Origin of the sequence: Nocardioides sp. InS609-2 (assembly GCF_023208195.1) — a bacterium.
Taxonomy (GTDB): Bacteria; Actinomycetota; Actinomycetes; order Propionibacteriales; family Nocardioidaceae; genus Nocardioides.
In genome coordinates this window covers 4,049,143-4,075,178 of sequence record NZ_CP060034.1, presented here as the reverse complement: position 1 = coordinate 4,075,178, position 26,036 = coordinate 4,049,143, and the positions used below count along the sequence as shown (strand labels likewise).

Sequence of the window (26,036 nt, the reverse complement as noted above, 5' to 3'; positions counted from 1 at the left end):
CGCGCAGTAGGCCATGGAGTAAGGAGCCACGTCCTAAGTCAGGCCGGCGGCGGCCGCAGCAGCGTCGACATCGGCGTCGACCACCACGTCGACGAGGTCGCCGGTGCCTTCGAGGGCAGTGGCCGTGTCCTTGAGACCGTGGCCCGTCACGGTGATCACGACGGTCGAGCCCGCGAACGACTCCCCCGCCGCGATCGCAGCCAGGAGGCCGGCGACGCCGGCCGCCGATGCCGGCTCGACGAAGACGCCGTCGCGCCGCGCGAGCTCGGCCTGGGCCGACAGGATCTGACCGTCGGAGAGGGCGGTGAACCCGCCACCCGACTCGGCAGCGGCGGCCTCGGCGAGCTTCCACGAAGCGGGGTTGCCGACGCGGATGGCGGTGGCCTTGGTCTCGGGATCGGGGAACGGCTCACCCGTGACGAGCGGCGCCGCACCCTCGGCCTGGAAGCCCAGCATCCTCGGCTTCTTCGTCGAGCGGCCGAGCGCGGCGTACTCCTCGTAACCCATCCAGTAGGCCGAGATGTTGCCGGCGTTGCCGACCGGGAGCAGGTGGTGGTCGGGGGCGTCGCCGAGGAAGTCGACGATCTCGAACGACGCCGTCTTCTGCCCTTGCAGGCGCACCGGGTTGACGGAGTTGACGAGCGCGACCGGGTAGTTCCAGGCGAGCTGGCGGGCCAGGGTCAGGCAGTTGTCGAAGTTGCCGCGCACCATGATCACCTGCGCGCCGTGCATGATCGCCTGCGCCATCTTGCCGGCGGCGATCTTGCCCTCCGGCACTAGCACGAGCGGCTTGAGGCCGGCCTTCGCGGCGTACGCCGCCATCGAGGCCGACGTGTTGCCGGTCGACGCGCACACCACAGCGGCCGCGCCCTCGTGCTTCGCGACCGAGATGGCGGCGGTCATGCCGCGGTCCTTGAAGGAGCCGGTCGGGTTGTCACCCTCGACCTTCAGCCAGACCTGGGCCTGCGCCTGCGCGCTGAGCCAGCCCGAGTGCACGAGCGGGGTACCGCCCTCGCGCAGGGTGATGGCCTCGACGTCCTTGGGGATGTCGAGGAGGTCGCGGTACTCCTCGATGACGCCCCGCCACTGGTGGGTGCGGCCGCTCATTCGGCGTCTCCCTCGACGCGCATCACCGAGGTCACCTCGCGCACGATGTCCATCGAGCGCAGCTGCTCGACGGTGGCGGCGAGCTGGGCATCCGTGGCCTGGTGGGACACGACGACGAGCTGGGCGTCGGCGCCGCGCCCTTCCTGGCGCACGGTCTGGATCGAGACACCGTGGTCGGCGAACGCGTTGGCCACCGTGGCGAGCACGCCCGCGCGGTCGTCGACGTCGATGGCCACGTGGTAGCGGGTGAGTGTCTCCCCCATCGGCAGCACGACCCGGTCGGCGTACGCCGACTCGCCGGGACCGCGGGTGTTGCCGAGCCGGTTGCGGGCCACCGTGACGAGGTCGCCCAGCACGGCAGACGCGGTCGGCGGGCCACCGGCTCCGGGGCCGTAGAACATCAGCTGGCCGGCGGCCTCCGACTCGACGAACACCGCGTTGTAGGCGCCGCGCACCGAGGCGAGCGGGTGGCTGAGCGGGATCATCGCCGGGTGCACGCGGACCGCGACGGCGCCGTCCTTGAGCTCACAGATCGCGAGCAGCTTGACGACGCTGTCCATGTCGCGGGCCGACTGCACGTCGGCAGCGGTGACCTCTGAGATGCCCTCGCGGTGCACGTCGGAGGCGGTCACTCGGGAGTGGAAGGCGAGGCTGGCGAGGATCGCGGCCTTCGCTGCGGCGTCGAAACCCTCGACGTCGGCGGTCGGGTCGGCCTCGGCATAACCGAGGTCCTGGGCCTCCTCGAGCGCCTCGGCGAAGCCGGCGCCGGAGGTGTCCATCTTGTCGAGGATGAAGTTGGTGGTGCCGTTCACGATGCCGAGCACCCGGGTCACCTTGTCACCGGCGAGGCTCTCGCGCAGCGGACGCAGGATCGGGATGGCACCGGCGACGGCGGCCTCGTAGTAGAGGTCGCGTCCCGCCTTCTCGGCCGCCTCGAACAGGGTCGGTCCGTCCTCGGCGAGCAGCGCCTTGTTAGCCGTCACGACCGAGGCACCGTGCTCGAGAGCGCTGAGGATCAGGCTGCGCGCTGGCTCGATGCCGCCGATGACCTCGACGACCAGGTCGACGTCGTCACGGGTCACGAGGCCGGCGGCGTCGGTGGTGAGCAGCCCGTCGGGCACCTCCACCTCGCGCTGCGCGTCGAGACGTCGTACGGCGATGCCGGCGAGCTCGACGGGCACACCGATGCGCGCGGCCAGGTCGTCGGCCTGCTCGGTGAGCAGCCTCACGACCTGGGAGCCCACCGATCCGCACCCGAGAACTGCCACCCGGAGAGGCTTTTCGCCCTCGTTCATCAAGCACCCACGTCCGTCGCCAACAAATCGTCCTCAGTCTCTCGCCTCAGCACCACTGTCGCGACGCCGTCCCGCACAGCGATCACCGGCGGTCGGAGCGCGTGGTTGTAGTTGGAAGCCATCGAGCGGCAGTAGGCACCCGTGCCGGGCACGGCCACGAGGTCGCCCGGCGCGAGGTCGGCCGGCAGGAACTCGTCCTTGACGATGATGTCACCCGCCTCGCAGTGCTTGCCGACGACCCGCGACAGCACCGGCGGCGCCTCGGACGCGCGGTTGGCGAGCGTGCAGGAGTAGTCGGCGTCGTACAGCGCGGTGCGGATGTTGTCGCTCATGCCGCCGTCGACGCTGACGTAGGTGCGTACGGCGCCGCCGTCGAGGGTGACCGCCTTGACGGTGCCGACGGTGTAGACCGTGCACATCGACGGGCCGACGATCGCGCGACCGGGCTCGATCGAGAGCCGTGGCTCGGCGACACCGAGTGACCGGCACTCGTGTTCGACGATCTTGCTCATCTCGATCGCCAGCTGAGCGGGCTCGGAAGGGTCGTCCTGCGTCGTGTAGGCGATGCCGAAGCCGCCGCCGAGGTCCATCTCGGGCATCGTCACGCCCAGCTCGTCGGAGACCCGGGCGTGCAGCGCCAGCACGCGACGCGCGGCCACCTCGAACCCGGACGAGTCGAAGATCTGGCTGCCGATGTGGGAGTGCAGGCCGAGCAGCTCGAGACCATCGGCCTCGTGCACCCGGCGTACGGCGTCGAGGGCGTCGCCGCTGGTGATCGAGAAGCCGAACTTCTGGTCCTCGTGGGCGGTGGCGATGTACTCGTGGGTGTGCGCCTCGACGCCGGCGGTCACCCGCACCATCACTCGGGCGGTGGAGCCGATGTCGCTGGCAGCCGAGGACAGTCGCTCGATCTCGGCGAAGGAGTCGACGATGATGCGGCCGACGCCGGCCGCGACCGCGCGCCGCAACTCCGGCAGCGTCTTGTTGTTGCCGTGGTAGCCGATGCGCGCCGGGTCGAAGCCCGCTCGCAGGGCGACCGTCAGCTCCCCGCTGGAGCAGACGTCGAGGGAGAGCCCCTCCTCGGCGATCCAGCGGGCGACCGTCGTACAGAGGAAGGCCTTGCCTGCGTAGTAGACGTCCCAACCGGCGTCGGCGGCGAACGCCTCGCGGAACGCCCGGGCCCGGCGCCGGAAGTCGGTCTCGTCGAGGACGTACGCCGGGGTGTTGTGGTTGGCCACGAGGTCGGCGACCGCGATGCCGCCGACCACCAGGTCACCGTGGACCTTGCGTGCCGTCGACGACCACAGCTGTGGCACCAGAGCGTTGGCGTCGCCGGGAGGCTGCAGCCAGGACGGGCCGCGGAGAGCGCCGGGCGCGTGCGCCCAGCCGGCTTCGTGAGTCACATGCGCTCCGGTGCGGAGACGCCGAGGAGAGCAAGGCCGTTGGCGAGTACGACGCGGGTCGCCGCCACCAGGGTGAGGCGGGCGCGGTGCAGGTCGCTGACCTCTTCGTCGCCCATGGGCAGCACCCGGCAGGCGTCGTAGAAGCGGTGGTACGTCGCGGCGGTGTCCTCGAGGTAGCGGGCCACCCGGTGCGGCTCGCGGAGCTCCGCGGCCGCGGCCACGACCCGGGGGAACTCGGCGAGAGCGCGCAGGAGCTCGCCCTCCTTCTCGTGCGCGAGCAGGCTCGGGTCGAAGTCCTCGCCCTTGGCCGGAGCCAGCTCGAGGTCGACAGCGTTGCGCAGGATCGAGGCCACCCGGGCATGGGCGTACTGGACGTAGTAGACGGGATTGTCACTGCTCTGGCGTGTCATCTCAGCCGCGTCCAGCGTGAGCGGGGAGTCAGCCGGGTAACGAGCCAGCGTGTAGCGCAGGGCATCGATCCCGATCAGCTCGATCAGCTCCTCGAGAGTGACGAGGGTGCCGGCGCGCTTGGAGAGCTTCAGCTCCTCGCCGTTCTGCATGATCTTGACCAGCTGGCCGATCAGCACCTCGATGTTGCGGTCGGGGTCGTCGCCCGCGCAGGCCGCCATCGCCCGCAACCGGTTGACGTAGCCGTGGTGGTCGGCACCGAGCAGGTAGATGCACCGGTCGAAGCCACGCTGCCGCTTGTTGACGTAGTAGGCGGTGTCGCTGGCGAAGTAGGTCAGCTCTCCGTTGGACCGAATGAGCACCCGGTCCTTGTCGTCGTCGAAGTCCGACGTCCGCATCCACAAGGCGCCGTCGGCGTCGAACAGGTGACCCTGGGCGCGCAGCTTCTCGAGCTGAGCCGCGACGTCGTCCGAGCTGTGCAGGGTGCGCTCCGAGAACCACACGTCGAAGTGCGTCTGGAAGGCGTCGAGCTGCTCCTGCTGCTGCTTGAGCTGCAGGGCATATCCGGCCTCGCGGAAGGCGGCGGTCCGCTCCTCGCCGTCGAGCCCGAGCAGGCCAGGGTCGGCCGCCACCGCCTCGGCAGCCAGGTCGGCGATGTAGGCCCCGTGGTAACCGTTCTCGGGCGTGGGCTGCCCCAGCGCCGCCGCCTCGAGCGAAGCACCGAACAGGTTCATCTGGTTGCCACGGTCGTTGATGTAGAACTCGCGGGTCACGGCTGCACCTGCGGCCTCCAGCACGCGTGCCAGTGCGTCGCCCACGACTGCCCAGCGCGTGTGGCCGAGGTGCAGCGGACCGGTCGGGTTGGCAGAGATGAACTCGACGTCGATCTTCTCGCCGGCGTGCACCTTCCCGCTTCCGTACGCCGCCCCGGCAGCGACGATGTCGGCCGCGACCTGCCCCTGCGCCCCGGCCTCCACGAAGATGTTCAGGAACCCCGGCCCGGCGATCTCGACTCCTGCGATGCCGTCAGCAGCGGTCAGCTTGGCGCTGACCAGCTCGGCGAAGGCCCGCGGGTTGGTGCCGGCCTTCTTCGCGAGCTGGAGCGCGACGTTGGTGGCGTAGTCGCCGTGACCCTTCTGGCGGGGTCGCTCGACCGTGACCTCGCTCGGGGCGCCGTCGGGCAGCACCACGGCGCCCTCGGCCACCAGGGCCTCGAGCGCGGAGACGATCACGGAAGAGAGTTCCTCGGGAGTCACCGGCTCAGCCTATCGGCGTACAGGCGCAGTCCCCGAACCGGTTTCACTCACGGACACGCACGCCTGTAAGGTCAGTGCTGCACCACGCGACAACAGTGGCCAGCATGCTGGCCCCCGTAGCTCAGGGGATAGAGCACCGCCCTCCGGAGGCGGGGGCGAAGGTTCGAATCCTTCCGGGGGCACCAGTACTTCACATGCGACAGCCGGACCCACCTCGTGGGTTCGGCTGCTGTCACTCTGGCGGCGCTTGCCCAGGTAACGCGCCATTGCTGCATCTGCCGCGCCCACCGGTGGGCGCAGTAGTCGGAGTATCGGCGCGTTACATGGAAGCCAGGACGCGGCTGTCTCAACGCGGTGGACCTGTCCGGGCAACAAGGTCCCGGCGTGCGCCTGCCACCGTGGCCCGTTCGGACCAACTTTCCCTGTTCCTCTGCACCGCGGGCTTGTTTGGCGCACTCTGAGCGAGGCCCGCTCGACCGACGAGCGGGTGAAGCTGCCAAGGGGACCACGTGAAGTTCAGAACCAGCATCGTCAGCATCCTGATCTCACTCATCGCCATCGCGGCGCCGGTCGCCCTCATCTCAGGTCCAGCCCAAGCGTCCGCCAGCTATCAATCCAGCACAGAGGCTCAGGTCCGCACGTGCACGAAGACGTCGTCGGGGACCTGCATCCGAGGCGGTCAGTTCTGCCCGCAGGCGAGCTACAACCGCAATGGGTGGGACGCGATGGGTCGCAGGTATGTCTGCAAGGGAGACCGCCAGCACCCGCACTGGATGAAGCCCTGATCGCACGCGGTTCCACTCACGGCGGGCGTCGGGCGACTGCGTCCGGTCGCAGATCCGTCAGGGCCCGATCAGCAGTGCTCGAGGCGGGCGTCATTGCGCGCCTCACGGCCCCAGCGCTGGGCCTGCGCGACGTTGGGGAAGACCACGCTGGCCGCGCCGGCGTACCCGACGCGTCCCGAGACGACACACGTGGTGATCTTGCGCGGGTCGACGAGCGCCACTGCCTGGGCGATCCGGAACAGCTCGGCCGGCCCGGCGTCGGTGCCCAGGTGCTTGAGGACGGTGAGCACTCCGCGCTCGATGAAGCCCGGGCGTTCGGCCTCGGACGCGACCTTGGCCTGGATGCCGCGCAGGGTCCGCTGCTGGTTGGCCGATCGTTCGAAGTCTCCCCCGGCGAGTGACTTGCGGATCCGCGAGAAGGCCATCGCGTTGTAGCCGTCGAGGTGGATGCGGCCCTTCCTGAAGCCGTTGTCCTTGAGGTACTCGTCGGAGAAGGGTCGCGGGTTGGACACGGTGATGCCACCGATGTCGTTGACCATCCGCTCGAAGAACGGGAACCGCGTCACCATCACGTAGTCGGCGGTGATGCCGGTGAGGTTGCGCATGCTCGACGCCATCAGCTGCGGGCCGCCGAAGTAGAGCGCCGCGTTGATCTTCTCCTTGCCGTAGCCCGGGATGCTCACCCACGAGTCACGTGGTACGCCGATCGCCGTGGCCGCGCCCGTGTGGGTGTTCATGCCGACGAGCTGGAGGGCGTCGCCGCGGCTGCGCATCATGTCCTGGCCGGGCCGCGCGTCGGAGCCGACGGCGAGGATCCAGATGACGTCGGGGTTGTTGGCGACACCGGAGGCCTTGGTGACCCGCACGAGGGCGACGTCGGTCGGCTGCACCGCCGAGTCGGGCACGGTGAGCCCGCACACCGACAGCACGACGGTGAGTACGACGGTGCGCGCGGCGCCCCGCCAGGTCAGCCACGTTGGCCGGCCGGTCACTTCACGGCCTTGCGGACGTCGTACCCGAAGATGCGCCATGCGCCCGCCTTGCGGGTCAGGAACACGCGGCCGCGCACCGACACCTTGTGCGACTGGTCGCCGGTCGCCTCGAAGTCGAGCGCGATGCGGGCGGTGACGCCGGCGACGCGACCCGAGGGCGCGATGACGTCGAGGCGTACGTCGCGCTTCGTCGCCGTGACGGCGGTGGTCGTTGCGCCGATGTCGGCGTTGCTCAGCAGGTCCTTGTCGCGCTTGGCTTCCTTGGTGGCGCCCTGCGTGAAGCCGGGGAACGCGTCGCCGAACGTGGTGCGCGGCCAGGTGCCACCGACGTACGCCGCCTCCCACCACGTGTCGATGACCGGCACGATCTGGCGGACCAGCTGGCCACGTCCGCCCGTCTTCAGCTTGCCGACGACCTTCTTCACCTCGGCCTCGGTGGTGAGAGGCGCGGCGGCTGCCGACCCGGTCGCACTCGGCTCGGTGACCGTCGCCGTGGTGGCCGACGGCTCCGACGGCGCCTGTCGTGACGGCTCGTCGCTGGAGCACGCGGTCATCATCGTCAAGCAGATCGCGGCGACAGTTCTGGCCGCGACGCGCCCTTGGATCGGCCTTCTCATCTGCTGCTCATTCCCTGCTCGTGTGGCACTGGTAACACCCTGCCGCAATCGGACCCCTCGCCCCTGCATTTGTTCGCGCGTGGGTCTAGCCTTGTCGCGTTGCCATACACACCGCGCGCGATCCCGGAAGAGGCGAACAAAGCCGTGCCGCAGTCCTCTCGTCCTGACCAGACCTCCACCGAGTCAGCAGGCGCTGACCCGGGCACTGACCTGGGAGCCAACGAGTGGCTCGCGGAGGACATGCTCGAGCAGTACCAGAAGGATCCCGGCAGCGTGGCCCCCGAGTGGGTGGCCTACTTCACCTCGCACGGCATGGGCGCCGCTGGTGCATCGCGCAACGGTACGACGGCCGCGCCAGCCGCAGAGAAGGCGGCCCCCCAGCGGTCGACGCAACAGGCAGCTCCCGCGGCAGCGAAGAAGGCCGCGCCGGAGAAGAAGGCCGAGACTGCGCCGGAGGCCAAGCCCGCTGAGACGAAGCCCGCTGAGGCCAAGCCCGCCAGCACCCCCACGCCGAAGGCGAAGCCGCGCCCGGCTGCTGCCGCCGCCGAGCCGGCGCAGGGCACGAGCACGCCGGTCGCCAAGGACCCCACGCCGCCCGCCCGCTCCGAGGCCAGCGACCAGCCCACGTTCACAGTGTTGCGCGGCGCGCCGGCCCGCACCGTCGTCAACATGGACTCCTCGCTGACCGTGCCGACCGCGACGTCGGTGCGCTCGGTGCCGGTCAAGCTGCTGTGGGACAACCGCACGGTCATCAACAACCACCTCGCCCGCGCCCGCGGCGGCAAGGTCTCGTTCACCCACCTCGTCGGCTACGCGCTGGTGAAGGCCGTCGCCTCGATGCCCGAGATGAACGTCGGCTTCGACATGGTCGACGGCAAGCCCAACCTGATCACCCCGGCCCACATCAACCTCGGTCTGGCCATCGACGTCCCGAAGCCCGACGGCAGCCGGCAGCTCCTCGTCCCGGCCATCAAGGCGGCCGAGAACATGGACTTCGCGGCCTTCTGGACGGCGTACGAGGAGATCGTCCGCAAGGCGCGCGACAACAAGCTCGCCGTCACCGACTTCCAGGGCACCTCGATCTCGCTGACCAACCCGGGCGGCATCGGCACCAGCCACTCCGTGCCCCGGCTGATGAAGGGCCAGGGCGCGATCATCGGCGTCGGCGCGATGGAGTACCCGCCCGAGTGGCAGGGCGCCTCCGAGGAGGCCATCGCCCGCAACGCGATCAGCAAGGTCATGACGCTGACCTCGACCTACGACCACCGGGTCATCCAGGGCGCCCAGTCGGGTGAGTTCCTCAAGCGTCTGCACGGCCTGCTGCTCGGCGAGAACGACTTCTACGACGAGATCTTCCGCTCGCTGCGCATCCCCTACCAGCCGATCCGCTGGGCCAAGGACATCGCGACCTCGCACGACGAGGACATCAGCAAGCAGGCCCGCATCCTCGAGCTGATCCACGCCTACCGCGTGCGCGGTCACATGATGGCCGACACCGACCCGCTGGAATACCGCCAGCGCAGCCACCCCGACCTCGAGATCGAGTCTCACGGGCTGACCATGTGGGACCTCGACCGCGAGTTCGCGACCGGCTCGTTCGGTGGCGAGGGTCGCAAGTTCCTCAAGCTGCGCAGCATTCTCGGCATCCTTCGCGACTCCTACTGCCGCACCACCGGCATCGAGTACATGCACATCATGGATCCCGACCAGCGCCACTGGATCCAGGAGCGGGTCGAGCGTCCGCACACCAAGACCCCGCGCGAGGAGCAGCTGCGCATCCTGCTCAAGCTGAACCAGGCCGAGGCGTTCGAGACGTTCCTGCAGACCAAGTTCGTCGGGCAGAAGCGCTTCTCGCTCGAAGGTGGCGAGACGACCGTCCCGCTGATCGACGAGATCTGTGAGGCCGCCGCCGAGGTCAAGCTCGACGAGGTCACGATGGGCATGGCTCACCGCGGCCGCCTCAACGTGCTGGCCAACATCGTCGGCAAGAAGTACTCCCAGATCTTCCGCGAGTTCGAGGGCAACATCGACCCGCGCACCGTCCAGGGCTCCGGCGACGTGAAGTACCACCTCGGCGCCGAGGGCACCTTCGTGTCGGGCAAGGGTGACGAGATCAAGGTGTCGGTCGCGGCCAACCCGTCACACCTCGAGGCTGTCGACCCGGTGCTCGAGGGCATTGCCCGCGCCAAGCAGGACGTCCTCAACAAAGGCGTCGAGTTCCCCGTGCTGCCCCTGCTCATCCACGGTGACGCGGCGTTCGCCGGTCAGGGAGTCGTCGCGGAGACGCTCAACCTCTCGCAGCTGCGCGGCTACCGCACCGGCGGCACCATCCACGTGGTCGTCAACAACCAGGTCGGGTTCACCACCTCCCCCGGCTCGTCGCGCTCGTCGCTCTACTGCACCGACGTCGCGCGGATGGTCCAGGCGCCCATCTTCCACGTCAACGGCGACGACCCCGAGGCCTGCATCCGCGTGGCCCGTCTGGCGTTCGAGTACCGCCAGGAGTTCAAGAAGGACGTCGTCATCGACCTCGTCTGCTACCGCCGTCGCGGCCACAACGAGGGCGACGACCCGTCGTACACGCAGCCGCTGATGTACGACCTGATCGAGCAGAAGCGTTCGGTGCGCAAGCTCTACACCGAGTCGCTGATCGGTCGCGGCGACATCACGCTCGACGAGGCCGAGCAGGTCCTCAAGGACTACCAACTGCAGCTCGAGCGCGTCTTCACCGAGGTGCGCGAGGCCAGCTCCGACGCGGTGTCGGAGTGGACCACGGTGCCCGACTACCCCGAGAAGCCGACCGGCGACACGGCGACGGCGGTCACGCCCGAGGTGCTCAAGCGGATCGCCGACGCCTACATCACTCCGCCCGACGGCTTCACCGTCCACCCGAAGGTGATGCCGCAGCTCCAGCGTCGTGCGGCCGCGATCGCCGACGGCCCGATCGACTGGGGCACCGGCGAGATCCTCGCGCTCGGCGCGCTGCTGATGGACGGCCGCCCGGTGCGGCTGGCTGGCCAGGACTCCCGCCGCGGCACCTTCGTCTCGCGCTTCGCCACGATCATCGACCGGGTCAACGCCGACGAGTGGACGCCGCTGACGAACCTCACCGAGGACCAGGCGAAGTTCCACATCTACGACTCGCTGCTCTCCGAGTACGCCGCGCTGGGCTTCGAGTACGGCTACTCGGTGGCCCGTCCCGACGCGCTCGTGCTGTGGGAGGCGCAGTTCGGCGACTTCGTCAACGGCGCCCAGACGGTCATCGACGAGTTCATCAGCGCCGGCGAGACCAAGTGGCGCCAGCAGTCGGGCGTCGTACTCCTGCTGCCGCACGGCTACGAGGGCCAGGGGCCCGACCACTCGTCGGCCCGCATCGAGCGCTTCCTGATGATGTGCGCCGAGGAGACCATGACGGTTGCCCAGCCGTCGACGCCCGCGTCGTACTTCCACCTGCTCCGGCGGCACTCGCTGGGCGAGGAGCACCGGCCGCTGATCGTCTTCACGCCGAAGTCGATGCTGAAGCGGAAGGAGGCGGCCTCGCAGCCGTCCGACTTCACCGAGGGCACGTTCCGCCCGTTCATCGGCGATGACAACGCTGATGCCGCCAAGGTCGAGACGCTGCTGCTCTGCTCTGGCCGCGTCACCTGGGACCTCATGGTCGAGCGGGCAAAGCGCGACAACGCCGAGGCCTTCGCCATCGGCCGCGTCGAGCAGCTCTACCCACAGCCGATCGACGACATCCGGGCCGAGATCGCCAAGTACCCCAACCTCAAGGCGATCCGCTGGGTGCAGGACGAGCCGGTCAACATGGGCCCGTGGCCGCACTTCGCGCTCAACGTGTGGCCCGGTCTCGACGTCGACGTCGAGCCGGTCACCCGGCTCGCGTCCGCGTCACCGTCGGTCGGCACCATCAAGCGGCACGCCGAGGAGCAGAAGTCGCTGATCGCGGCTGCCTTCGCTCCGGCTCGTGGCGCGTCCGGCGCCGACTACTGAGCCCGGCCGGGACTGCGCGTGTACTTCACCGATCGGGGGATCGAGGAGCTCCAGACCAGGCGGGGCGACGAGGAGGTCACCCTCGCCTGGGTGGCCGACCGGCTCCAGGAGTTCACCGACACGCATCCGGAGTTCGAGAGCGCCGTCGAGCGCTTCGCCACGTGGCTGGCGCGCGAGGACGATCCCGACGACTGAGTCGCCCGGGCGCGGGCGGCGCTGAGCTCGCGGCGGACGCGCGCCAGGTCGGCGTCTTCCGCGTCGGCTCCGAACGGCGCGTGCGGCAACCCCGCCGTACGACGGTGATTGTGCTCGAGGGCGACGACCAGTCCGATCAGGACCAGCGACATGGTGACGACTGCGATGACTGCGTTCAGGTCCGCAAAGATGTTCATGGCAGTAACTTTGCCACCGCCGCATTGCTGCCACGAGTGGCACGAATGACCACGTTCGCAAACTTTCTGCCATACTCGTCCGCATGGCTCTCACCCGTGTCGCCGTGGTGCTCCCCGGCCGCCCCACCCTCTTCGAGCTCGGCGTCGTCCATGAGGTCTTCGGCATCGACCGCACCGACGATGGCGTGCCGCTGATCGAGTTCCTGCTCTGCTCCGAGACCCCGGGTGTGCCGCTCGAGGTCTCGCACGGCATCACCATCACCGCGCCGCACGGGCTCGACGCCGCCCGCGGCGCCGACCTGGTCGTGGCGCCGGCCTACGACTACACGCTCGGCACTCCCAGCGAAGCGGTGCTCGACGTGTTCCGCCAGGCCCACGCCGAAGGCGCGTATCTGCTGTCGGTCTGCTCCGGCGCGTTCGCGCTGGGCGAGGCCGGGCTGCTCGACGGTCGGTGCAGCACCACCCACTGGCGGCACTCCGACGAGCTGAAGCACCGATTCCCGGCCACCCGAGTGGACCCCGACGTGCTCTTCGTCGAGGACGACAGGATCCTGACAAGCGCCGGCACTGCCGCCGGCATCGACGCCTGCCTGCACCACGTGCGCTGCGAGCTCGGCGCCGCGGTCGCCACCCGCATCGCCCGCCGCATGGTCGTGCCGCCGCAACGCGACGGCGGACAGCGACAGTTCATCGACATGCCCGTCCCCGAGGTCGCCGGCGACACCCTGCAGCCCGTGCTCGAGTGGATGCGTGAGCACCTCGACGAGGAGCAGCCGGTGCGGCTGCTGGCTCGTCGGGCATCGATGTCGGAGCGCACGTTCGCCCGCCGCTTCGCCGCCGAGACCGGCACCACGCCGGCGAAGTGGCTGCTGGCCCAGCGGCTGCACCACGCCCGGATGCTGCTCGAGGGCACCGACCTGCCGATCGAGACCGTCGCCGACCGCGCCGGCTTCGGCTCCGCTGCCCTGCTGCGGCACCACTTCGGCAACCGGGTCGGGCTGGCGCCGGCGGAGTACCGCAAGACCTTCCGGTCAGCCGACACGCGGGCCGGATGATGGGGCCTCTCCTCACGTCGTACACGCATGACGGGCTGACGTTCGACGTCCGCGACGAGGGTCCGGCCGACGGCGACGTCATCGTCTTGCTGCACGGCTTCCCGCAGACGTCGACGTCCTGGGCCACTGTGGTGCCGCACCTGCATGCGGCCGGCTTCCGCACGGTCGCTCCCGACCAGCGCGGCTACTCCCCCGGGGCGCGTCCGTCCGGGCGGCACGACTACCGGCTCGACCAGCTCGTCGGCGACGTCGTCGCCCTGATCGAGGCGACCGGCCACGACGCCGTACACCTCGTCGGCCACGACTGGGGCGGCACCGTCGCCTGGTCCACGGCCGCCTCCCGACCGGAGGTGGTGCGCACCCTCACCGCCGTCTCGGTGCCGCATCCGCGCGCGATGGTGCAGACGTTCCGCACCGTGAGGCAGCTCCGCAAGAGCTGGTACATGGTGGCGTTCCAGCTGCCCTGGTTGCCGGAGCACGTGCTGTCGGGCAGATACGGCGAGAGCTTCCTGCGCGCTTCGGGCATGACCGCGGAACAGATCAGCCGCTACCGCGACGAGGTCGTGCTCACAGGTGCGCTGCCGCACGCGCTGGGCTGGTACCGCGCCATGCTTCTCCCCACCCCGCGCGGCCTGGGTCGGCGGGTGAGCGTGCCGACCACCCATGTGTGGAGCGACGGCGACACCGCGATTGCTCGCGAGGGCGCCGAACTGACCGCGTCGTACGTCGAGGCCGACTACCACCTCGAGGTGCTCGAGGGCGTCAGCCACTGGATCCCCGAGGAGGCGCCGGAGGAGCTGGCGGCCGAGGTCATCCGCCGGGCGCGCTCGGTCTGAGGGCTGAGGGCTGAGTCCGCATGATCGCGACCTCCACGGGTACCGCACGGCATGCACAGGGACGAAGAACGGCCCGTCGACACGGTCGTGCTGGATGTGGACGGCACCCTGGTCGACTCCAACTACCACCACGTCCGCGCGTGGGCCGACGCCTTCGCCGAGGTCGGCAGGGTCATCCCGGAGTGGCGCATCCACCGCGCCATCGGCATGACCGGCGAGCTGCTGGTGCCACATCTCGCCGGCGACAGCACCGAACGGGCCGCTGGTGACGAGATTCGCAAGCGTCACGACGCCCACTACTCGCAGGCGATGCACCACGTCGAGGTGATGCCCGGCGGACACCGGCTGATCAGCTCGCTCAAGCAGCACGGCTTCCGGGTGGTCGCGGCGAGCTCGGGGTCCGAGGAACAGACGCGGGCGGCACTCGAGAAGATCGACGATGCCGGCGATCTCGACGGGTGGGTGGCCGGCGACCAGGTCGACACGGGCAAACCGGCACCCGAGCTCCTCGAGGTGGCCCTGGCGCGAGTCGGTGGTGATCGGGGGTTGGCCGTCGGGGACTCCGTGTGGGACATGCGTGCCGCCGGCGACCTGCGGTGGTACTCGGTGGGTCTCAGGTGCGGCGGGTTCTCCGCCGACGAGCTCGTGCACGCCGGTGCCGACGTTGTCCACGATGACCCGGCCGACCTAGTCGCCCACGTCTCGGCCCTGCCGTCTCGCTGAGCACGCTGGGTCGGCCCCGTTTGAGCAGCGGGATTCGGGATACCGGGTGATGTCGGCGACCCGCCGCGGTGAGGCCTCACGCAGGCCACGCCGTCTCGGGTTGCCGACACCAACTTCAGCCGGCTGCCGCGTGTAGCTTCTCCAGCAGCGGTTCTGCCGCCTTGTCGAGGAAGGTGCCGCACGACTCGCCACCCACCTGGACCAGGGCGATGTCGGTGAAGCCCGCATCCCAGAACGGCCCGACCTTCTCCACGATGACGTCGAGGTCGGGGCCGCAGGCGATCTGGTCGGAGGCGTCTTCGGGTCGTACGAGCTTCGTCGCCCCCGCGAAGCCGGCAGTGGTGGGCAGGTCCGCGCTGACGGCCCACCCGCCCACGAACCAGCGGAACTGCTGCGCTCGCCGTACGGCGATCCCCTCGTCGGCATCCCAGCAGACCGGGATCTGACCGATGGCCCGCGCACCCGCACCGATCTTCGCCGCGCCGTCGGTCGCGTCACGCGAGACGGCAATGCCGATAGGTATCGGCTCGTCCGGCAGGTCCCACAGCCGCACGAAGTCCACGCGGAACAGCTCACCGTCGTAGGTGACCAGGTCGCCCGTGAACAGCTCCCGGATGGTCTCGACCGCCTGTCAGCCTGCCTGGAGAAGGTCTGGCTCGAGCTGGTCGCGAAGCTGTTGAAGGATGCCGCTCAGCCACCGCGAGACCTGCATCTGGGCGACGCCGTACTCGTCGCCGATCTGCTGCTGGGTGAGTTCCTCCACGAAGCGCAGGTGCAGGATCCGGCGCTCCCGCTCGGTGAGGCCACGCAACAGCGGCGCAAGCACCAGGCGCGCCTCCACCGCACCTCTCCAGTTGTCGGAGTCGGCCAGGGCCTCTCCCACCGTGAGCCCGCCCAGATCTGCGACCGGCTGGTCGATCGACGGCGGTCGGAAGGACCCGTAGGCGGAGACTGCCTCGGCGTACTCGGCGTAGCCGATGTCGAGGTCGGCCAGCACGTCCTCCTCAGTGGGCTCCCGCCCCAGCTCGGACGAGAGCCGGTCGACGCACTGGCTGACGTGCCACTGCAGCTCCTGGATGCGCCGCGGCGGTCGGACGGTCCAGCTGTAGTCGCGGAAGTAGCGCTGCACCTCACCGCGGATCGTGGGGACGGCGTAGGTCAGGAAGTCCTTGCCATGCGCCGGGTCGAAATTCAGCACCGCCTTGACCAGGCCGTGCGAGGCGGCCTGCTGCAGGTCCTCCTCGTCGACGCCCCGACCGCGATAGCGGGCCGCGACCGCGGTGGCGATGCGCAGGTTGAGGCGAACGATCTGATCGACCAGGTCGTCCGGATCGGGCGCGGCCGGGTCGGCGTGAAGTCGGGCGAACAGGTCGTGGGTCAGGGCAGAACGTTCGGCCCGGGAAGGCTGGGCACCACGAGATCGGTCAACGAGAATAGTCATCAGGAACTCCACAGAGTGTGAAGGGATCCCGGCCGGCTGCCTGACGCGGTAGCCCGACCATACCCCTCTCCCGAATCACCGCAAGTCCTGCAGAGCGGTTGATATCTGTCAGGCACTCTCCGGGGCGGTTGGGACATCAGCCAGCGACAACTCGTCGCACCCGGCTTCTGCACCTAGGAATCGCACCATGATGACTGACCTCTACGATGTCGCCGCCGTGAGAACCACGACCTGTGCGACGCGCTGAGCAGCCAACCCGTGATCGACCAGGCCAAGGGCGTGCTGATGTTCGGTTACGGAGTCGACGCCGACACCGCGTTCGGCCTCCTGATGCGGTGGTCGCAGAACACCAACACCAAGGTGCGCGATCTCGCCGCGGCCCTAGTGCTCTCGCTCAGCAACGGCACCGGCGACCTACCCGCCTTGGCGCGCGTGGTGGAGCAGGTGCTGCGCCGGGCCACCCCCCACGGCCAGGAGCCGGCCGACTGAGTCGGGTCAGGTAACGGTGTCGCCCGAGCGGCGGAACGTCGGCGTCGGACTCAGCGGGCGGCCGGTCTGCCGCTCGATCAGCTCACGGGCCACGTCACGCAACCGCTTGTTGTTGTTCTGCGAGTGCGTCCGCAGCAGGGCGAACGCGCTGTCTGCGTCGCACTTCTGCTGTCCCATCAAGAGGCCGATCGCCTGGTCGATCACCGAGCGTGACTGGAGTGCGCCCTCGAGCTGGGTGGCGTGCTCCCCCTGCTCGATGTGGCGCAGGGTGAGCGACAGAGCCGTCGCCGCCTGCGCTGCGAACACTCTCGCGCGCGCGATCTCGTCCTCGTTGAAGTCCTCCGGCCGTTCGAAGCCGTAGATGTTGAGCGCCCCGCGTCGCTCACCGCGGACCACGAGAGGCATGGACAGGATGCAGCGCACCCCTCGTTCGCGGGCTGCGGTGACGAACTCGGGCCACCGCTCCTCATTGTCAAGGTCCCGGATCTCCATGACCTCGCCGGTGCGCATGGCGGTCAGGCACGGCCCGTCACCGGCGCCGTACTGGACTTCGTCGATGAGGGAGGCGCGCAGGTCACTGGTCGCGGCTGTCGCCGGGCGACCGTCGTAGTGGGTGGTGATGCCGCAGGAGGCCGGCGGCTCCACGAGACTGGCGGCGAGCCGGGCCACCTCCTCGAGGAAGGTCTGTACCTCGTCGATGCTGAGCGCAAGCGAGTGCAGCGAGCCGAGCAGCTCGGGGAAGTCGTACTCGGGTGGCGGTTCGGTGGTGGTCATCGTGGTGCTCCAGCTCCGGCCCGTGTGCTTCTCATGCGGCAGATGCCGGCAACGCATGGTCCGTCACGATGACGGCCCTCCGACGTGACCCGATCATGTCACACGACCCTGGCCCACGGGGGCTCGCTGCTGAACCCCCGCGGGTGCCCGAGACCCGTCCCTCAACGGGAGTCCAGTCCGTGCTCCGTCACCCACCGGACCGCCTGCGTACGTCGTTCCACGCCCATCTTGCGGTAGGCCGACCGGATGTAGGTCCGCACGGTGTTGACCGACACGAAGCTGCGCTCGGCGATCTCCTGGTTGCTGAGGCCGTCCGCCACCAGCACGATCACCTCGAGCTCGCGGGCGCTGAGGCCGTGCTCGTGCACGGGTCGGCCCGCCGCATCGGCACAGGGATCTGGCATGACGACGACGGAGCCACCGGCGACCTTCTCGAGCGCGGTCACCAGATCGACGGCGTCGAGCGACTTCGACACGCACGCCTGTACGCCGGCCGCGAGGCTCTCGCGGGCGAGCCGCGGCGAGAAGCCCCACGTGTAGAGGACGACGGGCATCTTGAACGCGCCGATGATCTGACGCAGCGGAACGTCGGTGTCGGCCAGCCGCGCGTCGTACAGGACCATGTCGATGCCGGGTCCGGCGACCTGGCCCCGGTTGAGGGTCACGACGGTGACGCGGTCGGCGTACGGCTCGAGCATGGCCCGGAGTCCGGAGACGACGACGGGGTAGTCGTCGAGGATGGCAACACGAAGCATGCAGTCAAGTACCCGTTGCCGCGGGAATCATGCAGCCGGTCAGGCCTCGACATCCCGCTCGTCGTCTTCGGCCGCCTGGCGGGCTGCGTCCTTGATCTCGAACACCTCCGTTGCGAATCCGCCCAGCACCCCAGCGAGTTGTCGCACCGCGCCGGTGATGATCGTCGTCACCTGGCCGACGGTGTCGGCGGCTGCCTCGACGACGTTCTGTACGGCGTCCTTGCGGATCTCGCCCTTGCTGAGGTGATCCTTCATGTCCTCAGTCTCAGGCAGCCAACGCCGGCTCGACAACCGGCTCCGGATCGTGGGATCGCGACCTGCCCGGCAGCGCGAGGCGGCAGATCTTGCTGGCCACGCTCCAGAGCTGCTTGCCCAGCGGCCCGGTGTTGTAGGGCAGGTCGTAGCGCTCGCACAGTGCCTTCACCTCGGGCGCGATCGCGGGGTATCGGCGGGCCGGGAGGTCGGGGAACAGGTGGTGCTCGATCTGGTGACTCAGATTGCCGCTCATCAGGTGGAAGAGCGGGCTGCCGGTGATGTTGGCAGAGCCCAGCAGCTGCCGGTAGTACCAGTGACCACGCGACTCGTCCTCGCACTCCTCCTCGGAGAACGTCGCGACGCCCGCCGGGAAGTGACCGCAGAAGATGATGTTGAAGGCCCAGATGTTGCGGACCAGGTTGGCTGTGGCGTTGCCTGCCAGCGTCAGCGGGAAGAAGGGGCCGGTCAGCGCCGGGAACAGCACGTAGTCCTTCAGCGCCTGACGCTTGACCTTGCGCATGATGCCCCGGTGCAGGGCCTTGTTCTCGGAGACCTTGCGCTTGCCCGCGACGAGGTTCTCCACCTCGAGGTCGTGCATCGCCACGCCCCACTCGAAGAACACCATCAGCAACACGGCGTACAAGGGGTTGCCGAGGTAGTAGGGGTGCCACTTCTGGTCCTCGTCCATCCGCAGCACGCCGTAGCCGATGTCGCGGTCCTTGCCGAGGATGTTGGTGAACGTGTGATGGATGTAGTTGTGGCTGTACTTCCACTGCTCGCTCGGGCAGACGTTGTCCCACTCGTACATCCGCGAGCTCAGGCCGGGGTCGCCCATCCAGTCGTACTGCCCGTGCATGACGTTGTGGCCGATCTCCATGTTGTCGAGGATCTTCGACACGCTCAGTGCAGCGACAGCCAACGGCCAGGCGGGCGGCAGGTAGAACAGCGCCCGGCCCGCGATCTCGAACTGGCGCTGCTTCTTGACGATGTCGCGGATGTACGCCGCATCGTCCTCGCCGAGGTCGGCGATCACGCGCTGACGGATCGCGTCGAGCTCGTTGCCGAACTCCTCGAGCTGGTCGGGGGTCAGGGTGGTGGTCATGGTGTTCCTTCCGTTCATTCGGTGGTCGAGTAGGGCCGCAGGCCCACATCGAGACGTCAGAGGTCGACGACGCAGTCGCCGACCGGGGCAGAGACACAGATGCGGATGTCCTCGTCGGGCAGCGAGGACTCCTCGCCCGTGAGCACGTTGCGGACCGTGCCCTCGGTCTTGCGGGAGATGCACGTGAAGCAGATGCCCATCCGGCAGCCGAACACCGGCGTGAGACCGACTGCCTCCGCCTGCACGAGCAGTGGGGTGCCGGTGTTGGCGGCCGATCGGTCACTGGTGGTGAATGTGACGTCGCCGTCGGCGGAGCCGGAGGCCACGCTCGGCGGCTTGAAGAACTCGAGGCGCAGCCGGTCGCTCGTGTCGTACGCCGCGCACACGAGGTCGATGAGTCCGGCCGGCCCGCAGGCCCAGGTGTCGACGTCGCGGAAACCGGGCACGAGCCGGGCCAGCGCGATGGCCGAGAACCGGTCGTCACCGTGGTGCACGTGCACATCGATGTCGTTGTCGGCTGCGGCGATCTCGGCGAGCTCGTCGGCGAAAATCTGGTCGCCGGCCGACCGCGCGTAGTGGACGAACGTGACCGGTCGGTTGGCCCGACGGTCGTACCCGTCACGCAGCAGCGTGCGGACCATCGACATGACCGGCGTGATGCCCGATCCGCCGCTGATCAGCAGGACCGGGTGCGGGCTGGGCGTTGCCGGGCTGCCCGTCAGCGTGAACTCACCGTCTGCCTGGCTGAGGTGCAGGACCTGGCCGAGCCGCGCGTCGCGCACCAGGAACTTCGACACCTGGCCCTCGTCGTGGGCGCGGATGGTCAGCGTGAACTGCTCCCCCGGCGCCGACGCGGCAGAGGAGATCGAGAAGCACCGGGCGAGGCGACGCGAACTGCCGGGCAGCTCGACGCCGACCTGGACGTACTGGCCGGCCCGGTGGCCGCGCCACGTCGAGGTCGGCTGCAGCGTCAGGGTCGCGACCGGGTGCTCCCCCGACGTCTCGCGGCGTACGTGGACCACCCGGGCGCGCACCTCGGCGGCTGCCCACATCGGGTTCACGATCTCGAGGTAGCGGTCCACACCGTGCGGCGACGTGAGCGCGGCGACGGCCCGGGAGCGGAGCAGGGACTGGGCCAGGCTCATCGGTCTCCCTCACATTTCAGTGAACGTGTGTACACCAAAACTATGACCAGGTACCGCGGGTACGGTCAACCACCGACTGGAGTGACGTGGCCCACGCCCACTTCGTTCGTGGACGTTCGTTCACTCATCGATATCCTGACCCGGTGAGCCGTACGGAGCAGAAGGAGCGCACCCGCCGCGCGATCCTCGACGCGGCTCTGCGGCTGTCTGCCGAGGGGACGCTCGCGGCCGTCTCGCTGCGTCAGGTCGCCAAGGAGGTCGGCATCGTGCCGACCGCGTTCTACCGGCACTTCGCGTCGGTGGATGCTCTCGGACTGGCTCTGGTCGACGAGTCGTTCGTGTCGCTGAGGGAGCTGCTCCGCGACGTACGCCACCGCGACCCCGACTTCGCCGACATCATCGACAACTCCCTGGCGGTGCTGGTCGAGCACGTCCACGCCCAGCGCGCGCACTTCGGTTTCATCACCCGCGAGCGCACGGCCGGGCCGCCGGGCGTGCGCGAGCAGATCCGGCACCAGATCGAGCTCTTCGAGCGAGAGCTCGCGATGGACCTCGGTCGGCTGCCGGCCACCGACGCCTGGTCGAGCGACGACCTCCAGGTGCTCGCACACCTCATCGTCGGCTCGGTCGTGATGACCGCCGAGGCGCTGATCGCGGCCGGGCCCGAGAGCGAGGCCAAGATCGTCGAGCGCGCGCGCACCCAGCTGCGGATGGTGCTGATCGGCGCGCTCAACTGGCAGTCCCGGACATAGCACCGCTGCTACCTTGCGGGCATGGGGCTCGCCACCGACCTGGGCTACGTCCACTCGAGGCCGAACGTCTTCCAGCGCGTCGTACAGGTGTTTGCGTCGACCCGGCCAGGTGCGTGGACGTTCTCGAAGACGCTCCCCCGCCTCGACAAGGCGGTCGGCAAGGTCACGCGTGGCCGCCACAGTGCGCCCGGGCTGCTGGCCGGGCTGCCGGTGCTCGACATCACGACGACCGGGCGCAAGTCCGGCGCCCGGCGCACGACCCACCTGATCTCGATCCCGGTGGACGACAACCTCGCCCTGCTCGGCACCAACTTCGGCCAGCAGGCCACCCCCGCCTGGGTGCTGAACCTCGAGGCCGACCCGCATGCGTCGGTCACCTTCCGCGGTGCCATGCGCGACGTGGTCGCGCGCCCGGCCGACGACGACGAGCGTGCCGCGGTGATGGCCAACGCAGCCGGCATCTACGGCGGCTACCTGAAGTACCTGTCCCGCATCAGCGGGCGGGCCGTCCGGGTCTTCGTCCTCGAGCCGAGTTCCTAGCTCGCGGGCCGCGGCACGACCGGCCGCACGGTCACCTCGGGGATCGTCGCGTCGGCAGGCAGATCGAGGACATGCAGGATCGTGCCGGCGACCGTCCCCGGCTGGATCCAGTGGGCCGGGTCGTAGACCCTGCCCTCCTGCTCGTGCACCTTCTCCTGCATCGGGGTGGCCGTGCGGCTCGGAAACACCGTCGTGACCCGCACTCCGTGCTCGACCTCCTCGGCCCTCAGCGCGTCGGCGAACGCACGCAGCCCGAACTTCGACGCGGCGTACGCCGCCCACATGGGGCCTGCGGTCAGGCCGGCTGAAGAGTTCACGAACACGAACGTCCCGCGCGCGCGGCGTACGGCGCGGAGCGCGGCGCGACTGAGCAGCGCCGGGGCGACGAGGTTGACGTCGAGCTGGGACCGCAGCTGCGCGAGCGGAAGGTCAGCGACCGGCGAGAGGTCGACTACGCCGGCCACGTGCAGCACCGAGTCGAGCCGGTCGGGCAGCCCGGTGAGGGCGCCGACGGCAGCGGGGTCGGCCAGGTCGACCACGAGCACCGTCGCCCCGGGAAAGCGCCGACGCAGGTCGTCGGCGCGCTCGTCGCCGCGCGCCAGCAGGCAGAGTGCGTCGCCTCGCTCGTGGAGCCGGTCGGCGACGGCGGCGCCGATGCCGGACCCCGCACCCGTGACCAGATGGGTGCGCGTCATCGCGTGAAGACGACCTTGCCGAAGATGTCACCACCGGCCATCGCGGCGAACCCTTCGCGGGCCTGGTCCATCGCGATGGTGCGGTCGATGAGCGGGCGGGCGCCGGTGGCGTCGAGCAGGTTGATCAGCGAAGCGAGCTCGCCGCGGGTGCCCATCGTGGAGCCGACGATGCTGAGCTGGAGGAAGAAGATCCGGGTCAGCTCGGCGTTGTCGACGTCGGGGCCGGACGTCGTACCGGAGATGACGATGCGGCCACCGGGACGCAGCGCACGCACCGAGTGGCCCCAGGTCGCCTTGCCGACGGTCTCCATGACGGCGTCGACCTTGACCGGCAGCCGGGCGCCGGACTCGAAGACGTCGTGGGCACCCAGCTCGAGTGCCCGCTCGCGCTTGCCCTCGTCACGGCTGGTGGCGAGCACGGTCAGTCCGCCCGCGCGGGCCAGAGTGATCAGCGCGGTCGCGACGCCGCCGCCGGCGCCTTGCACCAGCACAGCGTCACCCGGCTTGAGATCACCCTGCACGAACAGCATCCGGTAGGCCGTCAGCCAGGCGGTCGGCAGGCACGCGGCTTCTTCGAACGACAGCGATGCCGGCTTGGGCACCACGTTGGCCTTCGGCACGACGACCTTGTCGGCGAACGTGCCCTGGTGCCGCTCCGACAGCAGCGAGCGCCGCGGGTCGAGAGTCTCGTCGCCGGTCCAGAGCGGGTCACTGACCACAGCGTGTACGACGACCTCGTTGCCGTCCTCGTCGAGGCCGGCCGCGTCGCAGCCGAGGATCATCGGCAGCGCCTCCTGCTTGAGGCCGACACCGCGCAACGACCAGAGGTCGTGGTGGTTGAGCGAGGCCGCCTTCACCTCGACGGTCGTCCACCCGTCGGGCACCTCCGGATCGGGGCGCTCACCCACTACGAGGGCGGACAGCGGGTCGTCGGAGGAGAAGGACTCTGCGTAGACGGCGAACATGTGTCGACCCTAGCCGGGCACGACGGAGGAGTGCGCGGCGTGGGGAGACAGGTTGAGCAAGCCTGTGGGCGAGCCTGCGAGGCCGCAACGGCGCGTCGAAACCCAACGCTAGCGGGCGCGGCTCAGCGTCGCGCGACACCGTCCACACGCGCAGCGGCCGCGACGGCCGCGGAGACGGCTGGGCCCACGCGCGGGTCGAACGGTGACGGGATGATCAGGTCCTCTGCCAGCTCGTCGCCGACGAGGTCGGCCAGCGCTGTCGCAGCGGCGAGCTTCATGCCTTCGGTGATCGCGGTGGCGTGCACGTTGAAAGCACCCCGGAAGATGCCCGGGAACGCGAGCACGTTGTTGATCTGGTTGGGGAAGTCCGAGCGACCGGTGGCGACCACGCGGGCGTAGCGGTGGGCCACGTCGGGGTGCACCTCGGGGTTGGGGTTGGCCAGTCCGAAGATGATCGAGTCGGGTGCCATCGAGGCGACGACCTCCTCGGGCACGGTGCCTCCGGAGACACCGATGTAGACGTCGGCGCCGGCCATCACGTCGGCCAGCGTGCCGCTGCGGTCGAAGCGGTCACCCGTGTCGCGGGCCAGGGCCGCCTTGACCTCGGTCAGGTCGGTACGCCGTGAGTTGAGCACGCCCTGGCGGTCGGTGACCGCGATGTCGCGCACCCCGGCCTCGATCAGGATCCGGGCCACGGCGACACCAGCCGCGCCGGCACCCGAGATCACGACGCGGGTGGTCGCGGCGTCCCGGCCGGTCAGCCGCAGCGCGTTGGTCAGCGCGGCGAGCGCGACGACCGCCGTACCGTGCTGGTCGTCGTGGAAGACCGGGATGTCGAGCATCGCCTTGAGCCGGCTCTCGATCTCGAAGCAGCGGGGGGCCGAGATGTCCTCGAGGTTGATGCCGCCGAAGCTCGGGGCCAGCCGCGCGACGGTCTCGATGATCTCCTCGGTGTCGGTGGTGTCGAGGCAGATGGGGATCCCGTCGACGCCGCCGAACTGCTTGAAGAGCACCGCCTTGCCCTCCATCACCGGCATCGCCGCAGCGGGCCCGATGTCACCGAGGCCGAGCACGGCCGTGCCGTCGGTGATGATCGCGACGGTGTTGGGCACCCACGTGTAGTGCTGGGTCAGCGACGGGTCTGCGGCGATGGCCTCGCAGACCCGGGCGACGCCGGGCGTGTAGGCCATCGACAGCTCGTCGCGACCGGTCAGCGCGACCGTCGAGACGATCTCCATCTTGCCGCCTACGTGCAGGTCGAAGACGGGGTCTCCGGCGTGCGGGTGTGCGGGCGTCAGATCGGCAGACATGCCGGTCAGTCTGGCACGCGTCCCGAGCGTGAGACCGCCGTGTCCATCTCGTACGGGGCCTCCGTGGCAGGCGTCACGCGAGGTCTCGCAGCCGCGTCGGGCGCGGCCACACGCGCAGCAGTACGACGCCCGCGACGGCCTCCGCCGACACCGGGCCCCGGTGCCGGCTGTCGATCCCGACGTGCGGGTTGTCGCTGAGCAGCCACCAGCCGTTGGTCCCGTCGCGCAGCAGCCGTCGCTCGTCCACCCGTTTGACGCTGAGGACGCCGTCGGGGAAGCGAGCGAGCACCAGGTCTCCGGGCCGCACCTCGGCGCCGTACCGGACCAGCAGTCGGTCGCCAGGAAGCAGCGTGGGGCGCATGGAGTCACCCGTGACGCGGGCCAGGCCGACCCGGCTGCGTCCCAACTTTCGGGGTGGGTGAAGGTCGTCCGTCACGGCGAGTAGTGTCGCAGGCGTTACCTGGCCAACGATCGAGAGGAACCCGATGTTCTCGCGTTTCATCGCCCCCACCGTCGACGTTTCAGCCCACTGCGACCTTCCGTGCGGGGTCTACGACCCCGCGCAGGCGCGCATCGAGGCCGAGTCGATCAAGGGCATCATCGCCAAGGTCGCCGACAACGACGACCCCGACTTCCGCACCCGTGCGATCGTCATCAAGGAGCAGCGCTCCGAGCTGGTCAAGCACCACCTGTGGGTGCTCTGGACCGACTACTTCAAGCCCCCGCACTTCGAGAAGTACCCGCAGCTGCACACGCTGGTCAACGAGGCCACCAAGCTCGCCGGCGCCAGTGGCACCAAGGGTGAGCTCGACGCGGCCAAGGCCGACGAGCTGCTCGCGAAGATCGACGAGATCGCTGAGATCTTCTGGGAGACCAAGAAGGCTTGAGCGAGCAGCGGCGGAGCCGCTGCTGCTCAAGCCTTGGCCGTCCAAAGCACGACTGAGCTTGCGA

General features: G+C 69.4%; 26 protein-coding genes and 1 tRNA gene. 10 read left to right on the top strand and 17 right to left on the bottom strand.

The window, feature by feature from the left end:
* Positions 1-33: 33 nt before the first annotated feature.
* From thrC to argS, 4 genes are read right to left on the bottom strand one after another with little or no spacing between them, the layout of a single operon-like run.
* Positions 34-1,107 (bottom strand): threonine synthase, encoded by a 1,074-nt coding sequence (gene thrC, locus H4Q84_RS20925; RefSeq protein WP_248580999.1) that lies wholly within the window; start codon positions 1,105-1,107, stop codon positions 34-36.
* Entirely contained in the window at positions 1,104-2,402 is a 1,299-nt protein-coding gene (locus tag H4Q84_RS20920) for a homoserine dehydrogenase (protein WP_248580998.1), read from the bottom strand. The genes thrC and H4Q84_RS20920 overlap by 4 nt, the downstream gene beginning before the upstream one ends.
* The gene (gene lysA / locus H4Q84_RS20915; RefSeq protein ID WP_248580997.1) at positions 2,402-3,805 is read right to left on the bottom strand and encodes a diaminopimelate decarboxylase; all 1,404 of its coding nucleotides are present in this window, start codon (positions 3,803-3,805) and stop codon (positions 2,402-2,404) included. The genes H4Q84_RS20920 and lysA overlap by 1 nt, the downstream gene beginning before the upstream one ends.
* Positions 3,802-5,469, bottom strand: coding sequence for an arginine--tRNA ligase (argS, locus tag H4Q84_RS20910; protein WP_248580996.1), 1,668 nt, complete (start codon positions 5,467-5,469; stop codon positions 3,802-3,804). Before argS ends, lysA begins: the two co-directional genes overlap by 4 nt.
* Before the next feature lie 110 nt (positions 5,470-5,579).
* Here argS and H4Q84_RS20905 point away from each other — a divergent pair.
* A tRNA-Arg gene (locus tag H4Q84_RS20905) sits at positions 5,580-5,654 on the top strand.
* A gap of 668 nt (positions 5,655-6,322) precedes the next feature.
* Here H4Q84_RS20905 and H4Q84_RS20900 read toward each other — a convergent pair.
* Together H4Q84_RS20900 and H4Q84_RS20895 are read right to left on the bottom strand one after the other, a co-directional pair.
* Positions 6,323-7,246: an LCP family protein gene (locus H4Q84_RS20900; RefSeq protein WP_248580995.1), complete on the bottom strand. Its 924-nt coding sequence runs from the start codon at positions 7,244-7,246 to the stop codon at positions 6,323-6,325.
* Positions 7,243-7,863, bottom strand: coding sequence for a hypothetical protein (locus tag H4Q84_RS20895; protein ID WP_248580994.1), 621 nt, complete (start codon positions 7,861-7,863; stop codon positions 7,243-7,245). The genes H4Q84_RS20900 and H4Q84_RS20895 overlap by 4 nt, the downstream gene beginning before the upstream one ends.
* 99 nt (positions 7,864-7,962) lie before the next feature.
* Here H4Q84_RS20895 and H4Q84_RS20890 point away from each other — a divergent pair, with 99 nt between their 5' ends.
* The 5 genes from H4Q84_RS20890 to H4Q84_RS20870 all read left to right on the top strand — a co-directional run bounded on the left by H4Q84_RS20890 (position 7,963) and on the right by H4Q84_RS20870 (position 14,862).
* Positions 7,963-11,856 (top strand): multifunctional oxoglutarate decarboxylase/oxoglutarate dehydrogenase thiamine pyrophosphate-binding subunit/dihydrolipoyllysine-residue succinyltransferase subunit, encoded by a 3,894-nt coding sequence (locus tag H4Q84_RS20890; protein WP_282580281.1) that lies wholly within the window; start codon positions 7,963-7,965, stop codon positions 11,854-11,856.
* An 18-nt stretch (positions 11,857-11,874) separates the two neighbouring features.
* Complete coding sequence (locus H4Q84_RS20885; protein ID WP_248580993.1) at positions 11,875-12,051, top strand: DUF6104 family protein; 177 nt, start codon at positions 11,875-11,877, stop codon at positions 12,049-12,051.
* Positions 12,052-12,331: 280 nt separating this feature from the next.
* A complete protein-coding gene (locus tag H4Q84_RS20880) occupies positions 12,332-13,303 on the top strand; it encodes a helix-turn-helix domain-containing protein (protein WP_248580992.1) in 972 nt (323 codons plus the stop codon).
* Positions 13,300-14,139 carry an alpha/beta fold hydrolase gene (locus tag H4Q84_RS20875; RefSeq protein WP_248580991.1) on the top strand — a complete coding sequence of 280 codons (840 nt, stop codon included), beginning with the start codon at positions 13,300-13,302 and terminating at the stop codon, positions 14,137-14,139. Before H4Q84_RS20880 ends, H4Q84_RS20875 begins: the two co-directional genes overlap by 4 nt.
* A 51-nt stretch (positions 14,140-14,190) precedes the next feature.
* On the top strand, positions 14,191-14,862 hold the full coding sequence (locus H4Q84_RS20870; RefSeq protein WP_248580990.1) for an HAD family hydrolase: 672 nt from the start codon (positions 14,191-14,193) through the stop codon (positions 14,860-14,862).
* A 115-nt stretch (positions 14,863-14,977) separates the two neighbouring features.
* On the opposite strand, the gene H4Q84_RS20865 is transcribed toward H4Q84_RS20870, so the two are convergent.
* Positions 14,978-15,424 (bottom strand): hypothetical protein, encoded by a 447-nt coding sequence (locus H4Q84_RS20865; RefSeq protein ID WP_248580989.1) that lies wholly within the window; start codon positions 15,422-15,424, stop codon positions 14,978-14,980.
* A gap of 69 nt (positions 15,425-15,493) precedes the next feature.
* Complete coding sequence (locus H4Q84_RS20860) at positions 15,494-16,303, bottom strand: sigma-70 family RNA polymerase sigma factor (protein WP_248580988.1); 810 nt, start codon at positions 16,301-16,303, stop codon at positions 15,494-15,496.
* Positions 16,304-16,534: 231 nt separating this feature from the next.
* Between H4Q84_RS20860 and H4Q84_RS20855 the strand changes: the two genes are divergently transcribed.
* A complete protein-coding gene (locus H4Q84_RS20855; protein WP_349238429.1) occupies positions 16,535-16,792 on the top strand; it encodes an ANTAR domain-containing protein in 258 nt (85 codons plus the stop codon).
* Positions 16,793-16,798: 6 nt separating this feature from the next.
* Here the strand turns inward: H4Q84_RS20855 and H4Q84_RS20850 are convergent, their stop codons facing one another.
* The 5 genes from H4Q84_RS20850 to H4Q84_RS20830 form a co-directional block, all read right to left on the bottom strand.
* A complete protein-coding gene (locus H4Q84_RS20850) occupies positions 16,799-17,566 on the bottom strand; it encodes a GAF and ANTAR domain-containing protein (RefSeq protein ID WP_248580986.1) in 768 nt (255 codons plus the stop codon).
* A gap of 161 nt (positions 17,567-17,727) precedes the next feature.
* On the bottom strand, positions 17,728-18,321 hold the full coding sequence (locus H4Q84_RS20845; protein WP_248580985.1) for a response regulator transcription factor: 594 nt from the start codon (positions 18,319-18,321) through the stop codon (positions 17,728-17,730).
* A gap of 39 nt (positions 18,322-18,360) precedes the next feature.
* Entirely contained in the window at positions 18,361-18,576 is a 216-nt protein-coding gene (locus tag H4Q84_RS20840; protein WP_248580984.1) for a hypothetical protein, read from the bottom strand.
* 10 nt (positions 18,577-18,586) lie between these two features.
* The gene (locus H4Q84_RS20835) at positions 18,587-19,678 is read right to left on the bottom strand and encodes an acyl-CoA desaturase (protein WP_248580983.1); all 1,092 of its coding nucleotides are present in this window, start codon (positions 19,676-19,678) and stop codon (positions 18,587-18,589) included.
* 56 nt (positions 19,679-19,734) lie between these two features.
* On the bottom strand, positions 19,735-20,823 hold the full coding sequence (locus H4Q84_RS20830; RefSeq protein WP_248580982.1) for a ferredoxin reductase: 1,089 nt from the start codon (positions 20,821-20,823) through the stop codon (positions 19,735-19,737).
* Between the two features lie 143 nt (positions 20,824-20,966).
* Here H4Q84_RS20830 and H4Q84_RS20825 point away from each other — a divergent pair, with 143 nt between their 5' ends.
* Together H4Q84_RS20825 and H4Q84_RS20820 are read left to right on the top strand one after the other, a co-directional pair.
* Positions 20,967-21,575 (top strand): TetR family transcriptional regulator, encoded by a 609-nt coding sequence (locus tag H4Q84_RS20825; protein WP_248580981.1) that lies wholly within the window; start codon positions 20,967-20,969, stop codon positions 21,573-21,575.
* Between the two features lie 21 nt (positions 21,576-21,596).
* Positions 21,597-22,115: a nitroreductase family deazaflavin-dependent oxidoreductase gene (locus tag H4Q84_RS20820; protein ID WP_248580980.1), complete on the top strand. Its 519-nt coding sequence runs from the start codon at positions 21,597-21,599 to the stop codon at positions 22,113-22,115.
* Here H4Q84_RS20820 and H4Q84_RS20815 read toward each other — a convergent pair.
* The 4 genes from H4Q84_RS20815 to H4Q84_RS20800 form a co-directional block, all read right to left on the bottom strand.
* Complete coding sequence (locus H4Q84_RS20815) at positions 22,112-22,810, bottom strand: SDR family oxidoreductase (protein WP_248580979.1); 699 nt, start codon at positions 22,808-22,810, stop codon at positions 22,112-22,114. The two genes, H4Q84_RS20820 and H4Q84_RS20815, sit on opposite strands and share 4 nt — an antisense overlap.
* Positions 22,807-23,775 (bottom strand): zinc-binding dehydrogenase, encoded by a 969-nt coding sequence (locus H4Q84_RS20810; RefSeq protein WP_248580978.1) that lies wholly within the window; start codon positions 23,773-23,775, stop codon positions 22,807-22,809. Before H4Q84_RS20810 ends, H4Q84_RS20815 begins: the two co-directional genes overlap by 4 nt.
* A gap of 122 nt (positions 23,776-23,897) precedes the next feature.
* Complete coding sequence (locus H4Q84_RS20805; protein WP_248580977.1) at positions 23,898-25,085, bottom strand: NADP-dependent malic enzyme; 1,188 nt, start codon at positions 25,083-25,085, stop codon at positions 23,898-23,900.
* Between the two features lie 73 nt (positions 25,086-25,158).
* Positions 25,159-25,521 carry a S24/S26 family peptidase gene (locus tag H4Q84_RS20800; protein WP_248580976.1) on the bottom strand — a complete coding sequence of 121 codons (363 nt, stop codon included), beginning with the start codon at positions 25,519-25,521 and terminating at the stop codon, positions 25,159-25,161.
* Between the two features lie 49 nt (positions 25,522-25,570).
* Between H4Q84_RS20800 and sodN the strand changes: the two genes are divergently transcribed.
* Complete coding sequence (gene sodN / locus H4Q84_RS20795) at positions 25,571-25,972, top strand: superoxide dismutase, Ni (RefSeq protein ID WP_248580975.1); 402 nt, start codon at positions 25,571-25,573, stop codon at positions 25,970-25,972.
* Positions 25,973-26,036 lie beyond the last annotated feature (64 nt).